This window comes from Paracoccus actinidiae (assembly GCF_030863885.1).
Classification (GTDB): Bacteria; Pseudomonadota; Alphaproteobacteria; order Rhodobacterales; family Rhodobacteraceae; genus Paracoccus; species Paracoccus everestensis.
On the sequence record NZ_CP132956.1, the window covers coordinates 3381454 to 3396472 of the forward strand.

Genomic DNA, 15019 nt, shown 5'->3' on the forward strand with positions numbered 1-15019 from the left:
ATGGGATCGAATGATAACCGCAAGTCAACCAAGATGACAAAAACCCGCCCCGCTGTTCAGTAGAAATCCGTCATGCCCGGATGACAACCGGGACGCTCCGGCAGACATCCGTTCTTCTACGATCGGTTTCCCGTCAATGGCGGACGCCAGACGTCAAAGCGGCGCTGCATCCCGGCGGTGCGTTCGATGACAAAGTCCAGCATCGTCCGGATCTTGGCGGGCACGATCGGGGTGTCGAGGAATGTTGCATAGATCCCCTCCTCGAACGTCGAGTTCGTGACCTCATGCTCCGGCAGCAGGTGGATCAGGTCCGCCTGATCAAGCCAGTTCGCGACCGTGTAATCATCAAGCAATGCCACCCCCTGCCCGGACAACGCCAGATCCAGCAGCACCATGCCGTTGTTCGATATGTGCCGGGGCGAGATTTCCAAATCCTCGTCGCGGTTTTCGTGGTCCTTGTCTTTCCGGCTGAACCGCCAGTGATAGACGTCACCGGGGCGCATATAGGCCAGCAGGTCCAGCTTCAGCAGGTCGGCCGGCTTTTCCACCGCGGGCCTGCTGTCTTTATAAGCGGGCGACGCGACCAGCAGGCGTTTCGACTCGAACAGCTTGCGCCGCTTCAGCCCGGCCTCGGCAGGGGGCGAGATGCGGAAGTCGATGTCGATCCCCTGCCTGCGCAGGTCCACCTTGTCCTCGCCCAGGGCCAGCTCGACCTGGATTTCGGGATAAAGGGATGCGAATTCCGGGATCAGCGGGGTCAGCACGCCCAGGCCGAACATTGTGCGCGAATGGATGCGCAGCACGCCCTGCGGCTTTGTGCTGATCGCGCTGATGCTGTTGCGCGCCTCGTCGATGCTCCACAGGATCGGCTCGATCTGGCGGGCATACCCGCCCGCGCCATCAAGGCGGGCGAGGCGGATCTGATGATCGCGGGCGGGGTCGAGTCGATGTCGCGCGCGCCCTTCGTGATGCCCAAGGCCGAAAGCGCCTTCAGCCGCAGCAATGCCGTCCATGACACCACCATCGGCTGGCGCTTCGTCAACCCGCTGATGGCGGCGCAATACGGCGTGGACTCGATGCCCGAGACCGCCGAGAACGTGGCCGAGGATTTCGCCATTTCGCGCGAAGACCAGGACGCCTTCGCCCTGCGCTCCCAGCAGAAGGCTGCGGCCGCCCAGGCCAACGGGCGTCTGGCGCAGGAGATCGTCCCGGTCGAGATCGCGCAGCGCAAGGGCGATCCCAAGGTCGTGGACCGCGACGAGCACCCGCGCGACACCACGCTGGAGGTTCTGGCAGGCCTGAAGGCGCCCTTCCGCAGGGGGGGGACGGTCACGGCGGGCAATGCGTCCGGGGTGAACGACGGGGCGGGAAACATCCATGGTGAGGCGCGGCATCCTGATAAACTGCGGTTTTTGGCGTAGGAACCATAAAACTACAGTTCTTCAACTGGTTAAGCCAGCCTCACCAACCCCTCACGAATAATCCGGGTTAAAGGCCGAGCTGGAAATCCGCCAATTGCACGAAAAGATCGATCATCAGTTGGCGCCTCAGTGGCAAAGACTAATCAAGCTGCAGCAACTCCAAATCCAAATGCTGGAACAATATAATCAGCACTGAGGGTGCTCCTGTGGATGATCGAAATGACTGGCCCCGTCCGCATCACCGCAAGAACCCAGAAGGCCCATCCGCTGGCTGAAGACGCGGTGACCGCGCGACGTCTCCAGACCCCTGCCGGGTGTCGGTGACAGTAGGCTTTTGAGGCCTATCCATCGCGCATGCGATCTTTCTGAGGTGGACGAGGTCTTGCGGCTTGGCTGGGACTTGTGCCACGTCAGCACTCCTCGGGGGGCAAGAGAGCGGCCGGGGTGGATAACAAAAGCGGGTCAGGCCGACGTCCGGTACTTGGTCATTATTGGCGCAATGTCCCGGCTCGACCGGTCGGACCGGGCGCGCATTGCGCGGTTCGTAGCCGGAGCGGATGTTGTCCAGGAAACCGCGCATGCTGGTGGCCATCGCTCTGGCCAACAAAACGGCGTGCCCTTTTGGCGATGATGACGAAACAGGAGGATTATCGGAATCCGATGCCAGCTACTGCTGCGTAACAAGCGCAGGCAAGTACAGACGGCCCCGGCGAAACAGGTGTGAACCCGGCGACTCATGGGCAAAAAGATCGCAACAATCCGGATCGAGAAAACCAGATAGCAACTGCGAGCACTTGAGCCCGAGACAGATGTGGACCCGCCTCGCTGGTCACCATCCCGGCCAACAGGTTCCCGAAAGTGCCGCGTGAACAGGCCTGACAGATGACCGCACTCGATCACCAAGCCCAATGTCAACGCTTCTTGCATCACGGCCGGTAACCACAGAAATCGCTAGACAGGGACATTATCAAACGGGTCTGTCTCCTCTCGCAGAGTTTCTAACCGCGAGGATGGTCGATCACCGGCATCAATTGCATGCCGCAACTGCTGCACTGCAAGCTCTTTTTCCCTGGGGCTGGCAGCATCTATTTGATTTAGGAGTTCGTTGATCGGATCTTCAAAGTTCATCTTAGTCATAATTGCCTCGATTTCCATAGGAGGTGATGCAGATGTCTTTTAGCAAACAGAAGCGTCTAAGCCTGCTAATGCCCCAGACTGATGGGATGCCACCGATTTCCTTCCGTCGGTTTCCCGATGACCGATCTCGAGTTCAATGGCGCTTCGTCGCTTGAGGAGCTTTGCCAATAGCGGGGCAATGCCGCGGCGAATGGTATCATGCGAGGAAAGGCATTACTAATTACAGGCCTAAAGCCTTTCGGAAGCAACCTGCGACATACCCAGCTGCCTGAAAGTAGTTCCAGCACTCCTCGGGCGTGAACAAGGAACAATGCCTAACAGCACGTTCACACTTAAACGATGCCTGAGCCGTTCGTGCTGACATAGGTTAGGGTCTTCCTCATAAATACCTGTTATGAACTGGCCAGCATTCCCATTGTTAGCATCAATGCGTCAGGCAGGGGATAATCCCTTCCTTTTTCCATAGCCGAGGACAAAGAGGGAACCGACATATGACTATGTGGTCAACGGGCCGTCGGTATCTATTCGAGGCAATCAGATGTGCTGGCACGTGGCAGCGCAAATACTCGCCGCGGTCAGGTCGACTGATGCGGCCACGCAACCCATCGATCATACGGACTGCAATGAGGACGCGGTTGGACGTGGCGGATGCCTTTGGTGCGGATGGAGCTCGAGGAAGGCGCTCAACGCTGGTCCTTTCGTGACACCGCTCAAGAGGGCGCAACCAACTTTCAGCTGCTGTGCAGGATAATTTCGCAGGTCCTTTTGATCAAGCGAGTGCTGCAGGGAAGAAACGGAGGCCCCACGTGCCTACGCGGGGGCCTCACAGACCCTGGCAGAGCAACAATCTTCCGCTCCCGGGATAGCTTTCGTCCCGGCGCCCCGCAGGTTGCAGGCCTTCGTTCCGGAGCGATGTCTCCGTCCGGGTATCGCGCCTTTACTCTTTGCAAAGGAGACCATGATGACCACGCGCTCCACGACCTCTGTTGTTGAATTCAAGCATCCTTTCGTCGTGCCCAATTCACCCCGGCAATTCCCTCCCGGTCGCTACGAGGTTCTTGTTGAGGAGGAGCTGCTCGAGGGTCTCAGCTTCGCGGCGTTTAGAGAAACCGGGGCCTATCTGATGATCTATGAAAAGGGGCACAGCACAAGGCCCACGGAGATGCGATCGATCTCGTCGGCCTATCTCAACATGGCCCTCAAACGTGACGCCGTATTGGACACCACGGTCGAAGGTGGCTTTGTATCTCCCTCGGACAAAACCATTCCGGAGGAAGATGGGTCAACCCTTCAAGACATGCAGGCACAAAATCTGCCATCGCAGGAAACCGCGACCGTCGGCAACAGGGTCAAGCAATGGATCGAGACGGTAACGTCGCCTTTGCCACGGTGACGATCGCCTCAAATTCGCAAAGGCAGCGCCAGTCAGGCGAATGGCCGCTGGCAAGAAAGGTAAGCATTCATGTTCCCGCCCCTCGCACCCCCGCAGCTCCTATTGCTCCGGCTCATGGCCAGGATTGGCCTTGCGGCAGGCCTTGCTGCCTTGTTCGCGCTTCCAGTGCTCGCGCAAATGGGGGTGGGTCCGCCACCGCAGAATGCTCAACCTCGTAGTTATGGTGAGGGCTGGGATTGCGACTTGGGCTACGATCTGGACGGTGCGGAATGTGTAATGGTCGAGGTTCCTGAGAACGCCTATGCAATCAGACGCTCCTCCGGAACAGGCTGGAACTGTGACCGCGGATACGAGGAGGTCGATGGAACCTCCTGTTCTGCAATCCCTGTGCCGACAAATGCCTTCTTGAAGGCGTCAGGCTACGACTGGCAATGCGAACGCGGCTATCGAAAAGACGAGGACCTTTGCGTGCCAATCGTTCTGCCGGAGCATGCGTATCTTACGGATTATCCATCAACATCCGGATGGACCTGCGATCGCGGTTTCACAGCAGATTTAGACCGCTGCATTCCTATTGCGGTGCCGGAAAACGGTTACCTGACTAACGCTGATTTCGGCGATGCATGGTCCTGCGAAAGAGGATTTATTCAGGTCGACGACCGATGCGATCGCGTTGTTCTCCCGATCAACGCCTTGCTCGATCCAGGTGCTTACGGATCGGGATGGCGCTGCGAGCGTGGATATGCCCCAGATGACCAGGAGAGCGCCTGCATCGCCATTGAGCTGCCACAGAACGCACATCTTGATAACGCCGGCACCCGGTGGGAGTGTGACCCCAGCTTCCAGCTCTCGGAGGGGGCGTGCATTCTTGGGCAATGAAGTGGAAGGCTTCCCGCTCATGACTATCCGGGGTACGCAAATGTAACGAGTGGCTGTCTGACCACCAACGGCCACAATCGGGCCGGCCTTACCCCACCTGACCCTCACCCGAAGAGATTGCCACGAAGCTCCGGCGAGTCAGTGTCTTGGCATCGCAGGGCCGATCGGTAGCGCGAGCGAAATCGCCAAAGCCCGCTGGCAGGCACAAACAAAGCCGAACCCTTCCTGCCACAACTTGGGGCCTTCGGCGGTCAGCGAGGTGGCAGCGATCAGCATCACCAAAAACCAATGAAACTACCGGACAAAGCCGTCTCATGCCCGACCCGTATCAGTCATTCGAAGCAGCCGTTTTGAACGTGGGCAGCTTGAAAAAGGTTTCGGTACGTTTGCCATCCTCGTCTTTACCGTAGACCTCATAATGTCCGTCCTTGGTTTTGACGTTGCCCATCATCCATCTCCTCCCCATCCCTCCGTTGGCCTACGAGATGTCTGCAGAAGGCCGATGTAATTGCGCCTCCCGATCCCTATATTTATGGTGACCCTTCAGTATCTCCTGCAGGGTCTTATGGAGGGCCCGACAATGGGCACCGACGTCAAGATGCCTGGCGATGGCCAGCATGTGAACCGGGTCACTGAACCCTCTCAGGAAAAGTTGTCCAGCGGAATTGGTGCAAGCCAAAAGCGCGAGGACGGGCGCCCGGGCCGCGATCCCGACGACCAGGCGCGCCCAGCCGATGGAGATCGGGCGTAACCTTTGGCATCTGCAGAACTGGGAGGATGATGGCGGAGCCTTCGTTTTCCCGGTGCCGTTCAGGAATGTTCGCCATGGGCAAGCTGCATGCAGACCTCGTGTGATTGGTATCTGAACTTTCCTACAAGCGAAGTTAGCGCGTCGCCTCAGATTGGTTTCGGCTGCATGACAGCAACACTGGGCAGGCCCCTGCCGGGGCCGCGCATCGACGCGATCAGGGAGAACCCATCCCAGAGCTGCCGCTTCAAAAAGGCGATGTCACCAGAGGGGATCACAATATGACGGATGCGCTGAAACGACTGATCGAAGCGACAGAGTTTGGCACCTGTGACGAGAGTTGGCGATGGCTTTTGGATAATGTCGGCATCATCGACCCCCAGCGGTTCTCGGACGCATATCTCGGATCGCTTGACGCAGCTAAAGCCATTCATGATGACTTGCTGCCGGGGTGTAGGATCGAGTTGTTCGGTCCTACGACAGAGGGTCTGTACGGAATGGGCTTGCCCACTCTTGGACTAGATATGGTTTTTGGTCCGGACCCTGCTCGGGCATGGTTGTTGGCGATCCTCCGCGCCAAGCTGGCCCAGGTGGATCAGGATCCCTTATAAGGGTTCCATAACACCCGATATGGTCCCAAAGGTCGCCAGAGGGTTGATCGGAATGTGCAGGCGAAAGGCAGATGGGGAGTTTGAGCTCTACACCACGCAAATTCCTTAGCCGTCGAATGCCTGGAGACTGGCACTGCCAATCTGCTCACACGCAGATAGAGACGATGAACGTATCCTATGATCGCAATGGCATGTGGGATCGTGCGACCAGCAATCTAGAAGCTAGGCGGTGTGCAGGCGCTGACGACCTCGCAGACCGAGGTTCCGGTATTGCGGAAGCGGTGGGGAAGCGAGCTGCTGAAATAATAGCCATCCCCTGCGTTCAGGATATGAACCTCGTCGCCAATCGTCACCTCAAGCGTTCCGCTGATGACAATGCCGCATTCCTCCCCGTTGTGGGACAGGACATGCCGCCCGGAACTGGTGGACGGCTCGTAGTACTCGTGCAGCATCTGGATGTTCCGCCCGGGGCATTGTGCCGCAAGCAGGAGATACTTGATGCCCGGCGCACCGATATTCACGTGCTCGTTGCGGCGGAACACCCGGTCCTGATCCATGGACAACTCGAAGCTGAAGAACGTGGCGAGATCCATCGGCACACCATCCAGGATCCGCTTGAGAACGGAGACCGACGGCTTCAGCGACATCGACTCGATCTGGGAGATAGTGCCGCTGCCGACTCCGGCGCGTCTTGCAAGTTCGCGTTGCGACAGCCCCTTAGACTTTCGCACCACTCGCAGTCGCATTGCGACCAGCCGGTCTTCCTTGTCGTCGTGATGTCTGGGCATTGCTCTCGTGCTTCCTATCCGAAGCAGAGTTTGTCCGATCGCAGTGAATTCAACGACCTAGTTTGTGCATGAAATCACCCTTGCTGGGGCTGAGGCATCTCGCGACAATCTGGCAATCGCAACAAATCTTGGGGTGTTCAGGTGCTACCTGCATGACCCATCCGGAGCTCCTGCCATGTCTCTTGACCTGAACCAGAACGACCTCTCCCATGTGGTGTCTGCCGACCGCGCCCATGTCTGGCATCACCTGTCCCAGCACAAACCCTATGAAACCACCGACCCGCGTGTCTTTGTGGAAGGCAAGGGGATGCGGCTTTGGGATACCAACGGGCGCGAGTATCTGGACGGGGTATCGGGGGGCGTCTGGACCGTCAACGTGGGCTATGGACGGGAAAGCATTGCCAATGCGGTGCGCGACCAATTGGTCAAGCTGAACTATTATGCGGGGGCGGCGGGCAACGTCCCGGCGGCGCTGTTTGCAGAACGGCTGATCGCCAAGATGCCGGGGATGAGCCGGGTCTATTACTCGAACTCGGGGTCCGAGGCCAACGAGAAGGTCTACAAGATGGTCCGCCAGATCGCCCACAGGCAGCATGGCGGCAGAAAGTGGAAGATCCTGTATCGTGACCGCGATTATCACGGCACCACCATCGGCACGCTGGCGACCAGCGGCCAGGACCAGCGGGCGGCGCAGTACGGGCCTTACCCGGACGGGTTCGTGCGCGTGCCCCATTGTTTGGAATACCGCGCCCAGTGGGATGTCGCGAACTACGGCCAGCGGGCGGCGGACGCCATCGAGGAAGCGATCCTGCGTGAAGGCCCCGACACCGTGGGCGCCATCGTGCTGGAGCCGATCACCGCGGGCGGCGGGGTGATCGTGCCGCCCGAAGGATACTGGCCGCGGGTCCAGGAGATCTGCCGCAAGTACGACATCCTTCTGCACATCGACGAGGTAGTCTGCGGCCTGGGCCGCACCGGCACCTGGTTCGGATACCAGCATTACGGCATCCAGCCCGACTTCGTCACCATGGCCAAGGGGGTGGCCTCGGGCTATGCGGCGATCAGTTGCACGGTGACGACGGAAGCCGTCTTCGAAATGTTCAAGGACGCTCCCGAGGACACGATGAGCCATTTCCGCGACATCTCGACCTTTGGCGGCTGCACGGCGGGTCCGGTGGCCGCGCTGGAAAATATGCGCATCATCGAGGACGAGGGCCTGCTGGAGAACACTGTGGCGATGGGAGAGCGGGTGCTGGCCAACCTGCGGGCGCTGCAAGAGCGTCATCCGGTGATCGGCGACGTGCGTGGCAAGGGGCTGTTCTGCGGGGCCGAACTGGTCGCCGACCGCACCACAAAGGAGCCGCTGGACGAACGCCGCGTTCAGGCCGTGGTGGCCGATTGCCTGAGCCAGGGCGTGATCATCGGCGCGACCAACCGATCCCTGCCGGGCCTGAACAACACGCTGTGCCTGTCGCCCGCGCTGATCGCCACAAAGGACGACATCGACCGGATCACCGATGCCATCGACGCGGCGTTGACGCGGGTCATGGGGTGAGGCAAAGGCGGCGCGGCGACGTCACGGGCGAGGAGATGACAATGGCCGCTATCACGCAAGAAAAGGGCTTCGCCCAAGACCGGGCTGATCGGGTCCCACTCTTAAAAGGCGGAATGATTGTGGAACAAGGCAGCCCCGATTTTTTCCTGCGCATGCCGCAGCGTCCCCGCACGCAAATTTCCTGCGCTGGCTGATCCACCCCGTAGGCGAGGGCGCGTTAGTAACCGAGACGGACATCGACCGCGCCGTCCAGAGGCTTTCCGCTCAAAAAACGCCTTAAGTTCGCAACCGTCGACATGGCCGAGGTTTCGGCTCGCGTATGGCCGGCGACATGAGGGGTGATGGTGATGCTTGGATGATGCCAGAGGGGATCGCCGGGTGGCAGCGGCTCCGGGTCGGTCACATCCAGGAACGCCGCCGAAAGCTGCCCTTTATCCAGTGCCCGCAGTAGGGCCGCTTGGTCCAGATGTCCGCCCCGTGCGACCTGCACCAGAGAGGCTGCGGGCGGAAGCGCCGCAAACAGGTCGTCATTCAGGATCCCCTTTGTTTCCGGAGTGAGGGGCAGCAAGCAGACAAGAATGTCGGTCCTCGACAGGAAGGAGTGCAGACCGTCCGGTCCGTGAAAGCACTCCACCCCCTCGATTTCTTTAGGTGAGCGGCTCCAGCCCGCAAGCTGGAAGCCGAAGGGACGCAAGGCCGCAAGCGAGGCTTGGCCCGACTCGCCAACGCCCATGATGCCGACCCGCCGCTGGTCGGGCCACAGGATCTGCCGCGTCTGCCAGACCTCCTGCGCCTGCTGCCGGCGGTTGCCGTGAAGGTCTCGATGCAGAGCAAGAACCGCCATGACCACATAGTCGCGCACCATCCCGGTATTGCCTGGCTCGATCATGCGGACAAGGCGCGCGCAGGCGGGCAACTCGCGGTCCACAAGCTGGTCGATGCCCGCGCCGGTCGAGAAGATCAGATCAAGATTGGGCCACCGCGCGGCGATATCGTCCGGGAACTGCCATGCCATTAGGTAACGAACCTGCGCGGGATCGACCACATCGGGATCGGTTGCCAGCCGGATGCCCGGCAGGTGTTCTGCAAAGGCAAGACCAAAGGCCTTGGCCCGATCGGGGTTGGACAGAAGCAGGAAGACCGGCGTGGCGCTATCCAACGATGACATAGATCTTGCGTACGGTTTCGATGGTCTTCCATACGCCCCTGAAGCCCGGCTTCATGATGAAGCTGTCGCCGCCCCGGAAGGTGACAGGAGCGTGGCCATCCTCGGTCAGCTCGATCATGCCCGAAAGGATTTGGCAGAATTCGAAGCTGTCGCCCTTGATCGACACCGTCTCGCCGGGCGTCGCCTCCCATACGCCGGTGCGGACCGGGCCATTGGTCGCCTCTTCGCGCGATCGGTCTAGCGCCCATGTCAGATAGGACGGATCGCCCGAGATCAGGCGTTCGGGCAGCGCCTTGCTGCTTGCGGGCGTCGCTGCGGGATTGTGGTCGATCTTTTGCAGATAGGTCATCGTGTTCCTTCACAGGCCCATATGGAAGGCCTTGGTTTCTAGATATTCCTCAATCCCCTCGCGCGCTCCTTCGCGGCCCAAGCCCGATTGCTTGACGCCACCGAAGGGCGACACGGTGGTCGAGACATTGCCCACATTCAGCCCGACCATGCCAAATTCCAACGCTTCGCCCACGCGCCAGGCGCGGGCCATGTCGCGGGTATAAAAATACGATGCCAACCCGAAGGGCGTGTCATTGGCCAAGGCGACGGCCTCGTCCTCGGTCTGGAACCGGAAGATGGGCGCGACGGGGCCGAAGGTTTCTTCGGTGGCAAGCTGCATGGAGGGGGTGGCGCCGGTTAGCAGGGTCGGCGCGGCATACTGGCCCTTCGGAACGCTGGCCTGCGCGGCAACGGTTGCGCCCTGCGACACCGCGTCATTGATATGATCGGTGATCTTCTGTATCGCGGCGGCGTTGATCATCGGACCGATATCGACACCTGTGTCTGTCCCGGGACCAACTTTCATCGCCGACACACGCTTGGCCAAGCGTTCCACAAAGACATCGTGGATGCCGTCCTGGACGAGGATGCGGTTCGAACACACGCAGGTCTGCCCGCCGTTACGGAATTTCGATGCGATCACTCCTTCGATCGCAGCGTCCAGATCAGCGTCGTCAAAGACGATAAAGGGGGCGTTGCCGCCCAGCTCCAGCGACAGCCGCTTAATCGTCGGTGCGCATTGTTCCATCAGGAGCGCGCCCACGCGGGTCGATCCGGTGAAGGACAGCTTGCGGATCGCGGGGCTTTCGGTCAGCGCGGCGCCGATGGCCGTGGGCAGGCCGATGACGATGTTGATGACACCCGCTGGAATGCCCGCGCGCTCGGCGAGAACACCAAGCGCCAGCGCCGAGAACGGCGTCAGATCGGAAGGCTTTATGACGACAGTACAGCCTGCCGCCAGCGCCGGCGCGACCTTGCGGGTGATCATCGCATTGGGAAAGTTCCAAGGCGTGATAATGGCGCAGACGCCCACCGGTTCCTTCAGCGTCAGGATGCGGCGGTCGTCGGTGGGGGCGGGGATAACGCTGCCTTTGATGCGGCGGGCTTCCTCAGCGAACCATTTGACGAAACTGGCGCCATAGGCGATCTCACCCTTGGCTTCGGCCAGCGGCTTGCCCTGTTCGCGGGTCAGGATCTGTGCCAGATCGTCGGAATGGGCCAGCATCAGGTCGTGCCAGCGTTCCAAGGCAGCGGCGCGTTCGCCATGCGGACGCTTTCGCCATACAGCAAAGGCAGCCTCGGCAGCGGCGATGGCCTGCCGCGTCTGGTCTGCGGTCATGTCGGGGACGCTGCCCATGACCTCGCCCGTGGCAGGGTCGGTTACGTCCAGCATGGCGCCGTCAGATACCCATTTACCCCCGATCAGCGACGCTTGCCGGAACAGGTCGGGATCCTTCAGCCAGGTTGCGTCCTTCATGCGTCCTCCAGTCCCGCCAGAATGGCGGCGGTGATGTCTTCGGTCCTGTCGCGTCCCGGTACAGTGCCGATGCCCTTTGCGGTTGCGCCCTCGACCGCGACCATGATGCCGGCGGCGGTCGCGGCTTCGCCCAGGTGGTCCAGCATCATCGCCAACGACCAGATGGCCGCTATGGGATTGGCGATGCCCAGGTGGGCGATGTCCGGGGCCGATCCATGGACTGGTTCAAACATCGACGGCATCTTGCGCGTCGGGTCGATATTGGCCGAGGCCGCAAAGCCCAACCCCCCTTGGATCGCCGCACCCAGGTCGGTCAGGATGTCACCGAACAGGTTCGAGGCCACGACCACGTCCAGCGTTTCCGGCGCCATGACCATCCGCGCGCTGATCGCATCGACATGGTAATGGCTGACCTCGACCTGCGGGTACTCGGCAGCCAGCTCGCGCGTCACCTCGTCCCAGAACACCATCGAGTGGCGCTGCGCGTTGGATTTGGTCACGGATGCCAGTTTCCTGCGGCGGCCCATAGCCTGTTCGAAACCAAAGCGCAGGATGCGTTCCACGCCCGTGCGGGTGAAGATCGCGGTTTCGACAGCGACCTCGTTGCCGGTGCCTTGGTGGACGCGCCCGCCCGCACCAGAATATTCGCCTTCAGTGTTCTCGCGGATGCAGAGGATGTCGAAGTTGGTCTTCCTCAACGGACCTTCCACCCCGGGCAGAAGGCGGTGCGGGCGGATATTGGCGTATTGGACGAAGGCCTTGCGGATAGGCAGTAGCAGGCCATGCAGTGACACATCATCTGGAACCTTGGCAGGCCAGCCGACCGCCCCCAGGAAGATCGCGTCAAAGCCACGCAGCATATCGATCCCGTCCTCTGGCATCATTCGGCCAGTCTGCAGATAGTGGTCGCAGGACCAGGGAAAGGTCCGGGTCTGCAGCAGGCCGGGTGCGGCCTTTTCCGCGACGGCCATCGCAGCGTCGACAACGGCGGTGCCGATCCCGTCGCCGGGGATCAGGGCTATACGGTGTGGCATAGGGTGTCCTTCGTGCTTTCGGTCCGGCGCAGGGCGGGTGCCATCATCGCCGCGATGCGTTCGGCTATCATCAGTGTCGGCAGGTTTGTGTTGGCGCAAGGGATCGACGGCATGAGCGAGGCGTCGGCGACGCTCAATCCGGCGATCCCGTGAACCGCGCCGGACGGCGCCGTGACCGCCAGTGGATCGCCCGCCGCACCCATCCGGCAGGTGCCCGAGGCATGCCACGTGCCCCCGACATTGGCCCGGACGAAAGCTTCGAGCGCGGCATCATCTGCGAGCAGTGCGCGCAGCGTCACGCCCTGCGTGACCAGCCCGTGGATCAGCGCCGCACGCAGTGGACCCGCCGCATCCAGAGCTGCCGACAAGGTGCCGCGCTGGAGCGCGTTCCAGCGTCCGGGCGCGGCCACCCGCGCGACGCGCGGCGTATAGCTGGTCGGAAAGACCGGGCCGCAATCCGATAGGCGCGGGTCGGTCAGCGCAGCCGCGCCCATGCGCAGCGCCTGCTTGAGACGGTCCAGATCGCGGTGGTCGGACAGCATGGCGAAATCGATCTGAGGCGCTTCGTTCGGATTGGGCAACGTGACACGCCCGCGGGAATAGGACTTGTTGACCCAGAAGAAAATCGACCCGATCCGCAGACCGACCGAATGCCAGCCCGACCGCGACAGGATCGATCCATGCATATCCCCCGCAGGGATCCCATGCAAACCCGACGACCAGCGCCAGACCCCCTGCTCGTGATGTTCGCCTTCGTCGCGCTCTCGCAGGGCGGGCGGCAGATATGTGCCGAGCGCGATCGAGGGATGCTCCATCAGATTCGCTCCGACACCCGGGAGGTCATGGACCGGCGCGATACCGGCGGCCTGCAGGTCGCCCGCCGGCCCTATGCCCGACCGGAGCAGCATGACCGGGCTGTGGATTGCCCCCATCGACAAGGCAGTGTGCGCAGCCTCGATGCGTTGGACCGTGCCCGATGGGTCGGCGATTTCTGCCCCCCTCACGCGCTGCCCGTCAAGGATCAGGCGCAAGGCTTGGTGGCCTGTCAGGATGCGCAGGTTCGACCGCGCACGGACGGTATCCGTTAGCCAGATCAGGGAGGTGGGCTGTCTTGTCCCCGCATCTGATTGGCCGACCGCACTCGGAAAGGTGCCATCCTGCCATTCGCCGTTCTGGTCGGCGCGGATTGGATGTCCTTGCCTTGCCAGTACTTCCCTCACGCGCACGACAAAGGGTGACAAGGCGGCCTCATTCGGGCGCCGGATCTTCAGGGGGCCGTCGCTGCCATGCAGGGGGCCATCGAAATTGCGGTCAGTTTCGATCCGGCGAAACCAGGGCAGCACGTCTTGCCAACTCCAGCCTGCTGCCCCAAGTGCGGCCCACTCGTCGTAGTCTGCGGGTGCCCCCCGGTTTGACAGCAAGGCGTTGATCGCAGACCCGCCACCCAGAATGCGCGCTTGCTCATAGCGTCGCGCGGGCCCATCGCCGTATCGCGCCCGCAACCCCTGCCAGATGTTTCGCCCGTCCAGATAAGCGCGGCCAGGATAACGGGAGGTAATCTCGGGCGGGACATTGGGCAGCAAGTCGCGCCCTGCCTCGACCAGGGTAACGATCAGGCCAGGCTGCTCGGACAGACGCGCGGCCATGACGCAGCCGGCGGATCCACCGCCTAAAATAAGGACATCAGTCTTCATTTACGAGTCCGTCCGTTGGCGGCGACTAGCAGGACCAGGATGAAGGACACCCCCGTCAGCAGTGTCGAAATGGCAGCGATGGTCGGGTCAATTTCGTCCCGCAAGGCGGTGAACATGCGCTTGGTCAGGGTCTGGTTCTCGCCGCCCGAGATGAACAGCGCCACGATCGTCTCATCGAGCGCTGAGATGAAGGCGAACAAGGTGCCGGTGATGACCGATGGCCGGATTTGCGGGAGAACGACTGTAAAGAACGCGCGCCAGCGGTTCATGCCAAGGCTGCGTGCGACCATTTCCTGTGTTGGGTCGAACTTGCGCAAACCCACAAGAACCGAGGTAATCACATAGGGCATGCCCAGCATCACGTTGGCCAACACAAGCCCGCTCATGGTGGCGATCAGACCAACCTTGGCGTAGACCAGAAAGACGCCGACAGCTGTGATGACCACCGGCACGACGAGCGGCAGCAGCAGCACGACCTGCAGGCTGCGTACCAGCTTCGACTGCGACATGTTCAGCGCATAGGCGGCCGCTGTGCCAATCACCGTGGCAATCAGCGAGGCGCTGACGGCCACGATCAGGCTAGTGCGCGCGGCGGCCATCCATTCGGGACTGCCGAGGAAGGCCTGATACCAGCGCAGCGACCAACCGGGCGGTGGAAAGGACAGAAACCGGGCGCTGGAAAACGACATCGGGATGACGATCAGCACCGGGATGATTAGCCACAGAAGGGCGATCAGCACAAAGGCGCGAACAAGAAGCGGGGAGCTGGTCTGGTTCTGCATGG

General features: G+C 61.3%; 16 protein-coding genes and 2 pseudogenes. 8 read left to right on the forward strand and 10 right to left on the reverse strand.

Annotated features, from left to right (window positions below; all coding sequences use genetic code 11):
- Positions 1-116: 116 nt before the first annotated feature.
- Positions 117-803 (reverse strand): substrate binding domain-containing protein, encoded by a 687-nt coding sequence (locus Q5701_RS16875; RefSeq protein WP_306752149.1) that lies wholly within the window; start codon positions 801-803, stop codon positions 117-119.
- A 6-nt stretch (positions 804-809) separates the two neighbouring features.
- Here Q5701_RS16875 and Q5701_RS16880 point away from each other — a divergent pair.
- Positions 810-1376: pseudogene (locus tag Q5701_RS16880) on the forward strand (thiolase family protein); the annotation flags it as partial.
- Between the two features lie 414 nt (positions 1377-1790).
- Positions 1791-1885: pseudogene (locus Q5701_RS16885) on the forward strand (transposase); the annotation flags it as partial.
- 487 nt (positions 1886-2372) lie between these two features.
- Here the strand turns inward: Q5701_RS16885 and Q5701_RS16890 are convergent.
- Complete coding sequence (locus Q5701_RS16890; RefSeq protein WP_306752150.1) at positions 2373-2576, reverse strand: hypothetical protein; 204 nt, start codon at positions 2574-2576, stop codon at positions 2373-2375.
- 940 nt (positions 2577-3516) lie between these two features.
- On the opposite strand from Q5701_RS16890, the gene Q5701_RS16895 reads away from it, so the two are divergent.
- Positions 3517-3951: a hypothetical protein gene (locus Q5701_RS16895; RefSeq protein WP_306752151.1), complete on the forward strand. Its 435-nt coding sequence runs from the start codon at positions 3517-3519 to the stop codon at positions 3949-3951.
- A 243-nt stretch (positions 3952-4194) separates the two neighbouring features.
- The gene (locus Q5701_RS16900) at positions 4195-4830 is read left to right on the forward strand and encodes a hypothetical protein (protein ID WP_306752152.1); all 636 of its coding nucleotides are present in this window, start codon (positions 4195-4197) and stop codon (positions 4828-4830) included.
- Between the two features lie 328 nt (positions 4831-5158).
- Here the strand turns inward: Q5701_RS16900 and Q5701_RS16905 are convergent, their stop codons facing one another.
- Positions 5159-5281 (reverse strand): hypothetical protein, encoded by a 123-nt coding sequence (locus Q5701_RS16905; RefSeq protein WP_306752153.1) that lies wholly within the window; start codon positions 5279-5281, stop codon positions 5159-5161.
- 129 nt (positions 5282-5410) lie between these two features.
- Between Q5701_RS16905 and Q5701_RS16910 the strand changes: the two genes are divergently transcribed.
- Both Q5701_RS16910 and Q5701_RS16915 read left to right on the forward strand, forming a co-directional pair.
- Positions 5411-5581 (forward strand): hypothetical protein, encoded by a 171-nt coding sequence (locus Q5701_RS16910; protein ID WP_306752154.1) that lies wholly within the window; start codon positions 5411-5413, stop codon positions 5579-5581.
- A 278-nt stretch (positions 5582-5859) separates the two neighbouring features.
- Positions 5860-6189: a hypothetical protein gene (locus tag Q5701_RS16915; RefSeq protein WP_306752155.1), complete on the forward strand. Its 330-nt coding sequence runs from the start codon at positions 5860-5862 to the stop codon at positions 6187-6189.
- 215 nt (positions 6190-6404) lie between these two features.
- On the opposite strand, the gene Q5701_RS16920 is transcribed toward Q5701_RS16915, so the two are convergent.
- Positions 6405-6977 carry a cupin domain-containing protein gene (locus Q5701_RS16920; protein WP_306752156.1) on the reverse strand — a complete coding sequence of 191 codons (573 nt, stop codon included), beginning with the start codon at positions 6975-6977 and terminating at the stop codon, positions 6405-6407.
- A gap of 175 nt (positions 6978-7152) precedes the next feature.
- Here Q5701_RS16920 and tpa point away from each other — a divergent pair, with 175 nt between their 5' ends.
- Together tpa and Q5701_RS16930 are read left to right on the forward strand one after the other, a co-directional pair.
- The gene (tpa, locus tag Q5701_RS16925) at positions 7153-8532 is read left to right on the forward strand and encodes a hypotaurine--pyruvate aminotransferase Tpa (RefSeq protein ID WP_306752157.1); all 1380 of its coding nucleotides are present in this window, start codon (positions 7153-7155) and stop codon (positions 8530-8532) included.
- Between the two features lie 41 nt (positions 8533-8573).
- Positions 8574-8726 carry a hypothetical protein gene (locus Q5701_RS16930; RefSeq protein WP_306752158.1) on the forward strand — a complete coding sequence of 51 codons (153 nt, stop codon included), beginning with the start codon at positions 8574-8576 and terminating at the stop codon, positions 8724-8726.
- A gap of 23 nt (positions 8727-8749) precedes the next feature.
- On the opposite strand, the gene Q5701_RS16935 is transcribed toward Q5701_RS16930, so the two are convergent.
- The 6 genes from Q5701_RS16935 to Q5701_RS16960 are packed head-to-tail and all read right to left on the reverse strand — an operon-like array spanning position 8750 to position 15017.
- Positions 8750-9700 (reverse strand): 2-hydroxyacid dehydrogenase, encoded by a 951-nt coding sequence (locus Q5701_RS16935; protein WP_306752159.1) that lies wholly within the window; start codon positions 9698-9700, stop codon positions 8750-8752.
- Positions 9684-10049 carry a cupin domain-containing protein gene (locus tag Q5701_RS16940; RefSeq protein ID WP_306752160.1) on the reverse strand — a complete coding sequence of 122 codons (366 nt, stop codon included), beginning with the start codon at positions 10047-10049 and terminating at the stop codon, positions 9684-9686. Before Q5701_RS16940 ends, Q5701_RS16935 begins: the two co-directional genes overlap by 17 nt.
- Positions 10050-10058: 9 nt before the next feature.
- Entirely contained in the window at positions 10059-11507 is a 1449-nt protein-coding gene (locus Q5701_RS16945; protein ID WP_306752161.1) for an NAD-dependent succinate-semialdehyde dehydrogenase, read from the reverse strand.
- Entirely contained in the window at positions 11504-12541 is a 1038-nt protein-coding gene (locus Q5701_RS16950; RefSeq protein WP_306752162.1) for a tartrate dehydrogenase, read from the reverse strand. Before Q5701_RS16950 ends, Q5701_RS16945 begins: the two co-directional genes overlap by 4 nt.
- Positions 12526-14235 (reverse strand): GMC family oxidoreductase, encoded by a 1710-nt coding sequence (locus tag Q5701_RS16955; RefSeq protein WP_306752163.1) that lies wholly within the window; start codon positions 14233-14235, stop codon positions 12526-12528. The genes Q5701_RS16950 and Q5701_RS16955 overlap by 16 nt, the downstream gene beginning before the upstream one ends.
- Positions 14232-15017, reverse strand: coding sequence for an ABC transporter permease (locus Q5701_RS16960; RefSeq protein WP_306752164.1), 786 nt, complete (start codon positions 15015-15017; stop codon positions 14232-14234). The genes Q5701_RS16955 and Q5701_RS16960 overlap by 4 nt, the downstream gene beginning before the upstream one ends.
- Positions 15018-15019 lie beyond the last annotated feature (2 nt).

Bases quoted from the DNA above. Each gene is read 5' to 3' on its own strand.
- Q5701_RS16890 (WP_306752150.1), bottom strand. From the start codon at position 2,576: ATGGAAATCGAGGCAATTATGACTAAGATGAACTTTGAAGATCCGATC.
- Q5701_RS16895 (WP_306752151.1), top strand. From the start codon at position 3,517: ATGATGACCACGCGCTCCACGACCTCTGTTGTTGAATTCAAGCATCCT.
- Q5701_RS16905 (WP_306752153.1), bottom strand. From the start codon at position 5,281: ATGATGGGCAACGTCAAAACCAAGGACGGACATTATGAGGTCTACGGT.
- Q5701_RS16910 (WP_306752154.1), top strand. From the start codon at position 5,411: ATGGGCACCGACGTCAAGATGCCTGGCGATGGCCAGCATGTGAACCGG.
- Q5701_RS16915 (WP_306752155.1), top strand. From the start codon at position 5,860: ATGACGGATGCGCTGAAACGACTGATCGAAGCGACAGAGTTTGGCACC.
- Q5701_RS16920 (WP_306752156.1), bottom strand. From the start codon at position 6,977: ATGCCCAGACATCACGACGACAAGGAAGACCGGCTGGTCGCAATGCGA.
- tpa (WP_306752157.1), top strand. From the start codon at position 7,153: ATGTCTCTTGACCTGAACCAGAACGACCTCTCCCATGTGGTGTCTGCC.
- Q5701_RS16930 (WP_306752158.1), top strand. From the start codon at position 8,574: ATGGCCGCTATCACGCAAGAAAAGGGCTTCGCCCAAGACCGGGCTGAT.
- Q5701_RS16935 (WP_306752159.1), bottom strand. From the start codon at position 9,700: ATGTCATCGTTGGATAGCGCCACGCCGGTCTTCCTGCTTCTGTCCAAC.
- Q5701_RS16940 (WP_306752160.1), bottom strand. From the start codon at position 10,049: ATGACCTATCTGCAAAAGATCGACCACAATCCCGCAGCGACGCCCGCA.
- Q5701_RS16945 (WP_306752161.1), bottom strand. From the start codon at position 11,507: ATGAAGGACGCAACCTGGCTGAAGGATCCCGACCTGTTCCGGCAAGCG.
- Q5701_RS16950 (WP_306752162.1), bottom strand. From the start codon at position 12,541: ATGCCACACCGTATAGCCCTGATCCCCGGCGACGGGATCGGCACCGCC.
- Q5701_RS16955 (WP_306752163.1), bottom strand. From the start codon at position 14,235: ATGAAGACTGATGTCCTTATTTTAGGCGGTGGATCCGCCGGCTGCGTC.
- Q5701_RS16960 (WP_306752164.1), bottom strand. From the start codon at position 15,017: ATGCAGAACCAGACCAGCTCCCCGCTTCTTGTTCGCGCCTTTGTGCTG.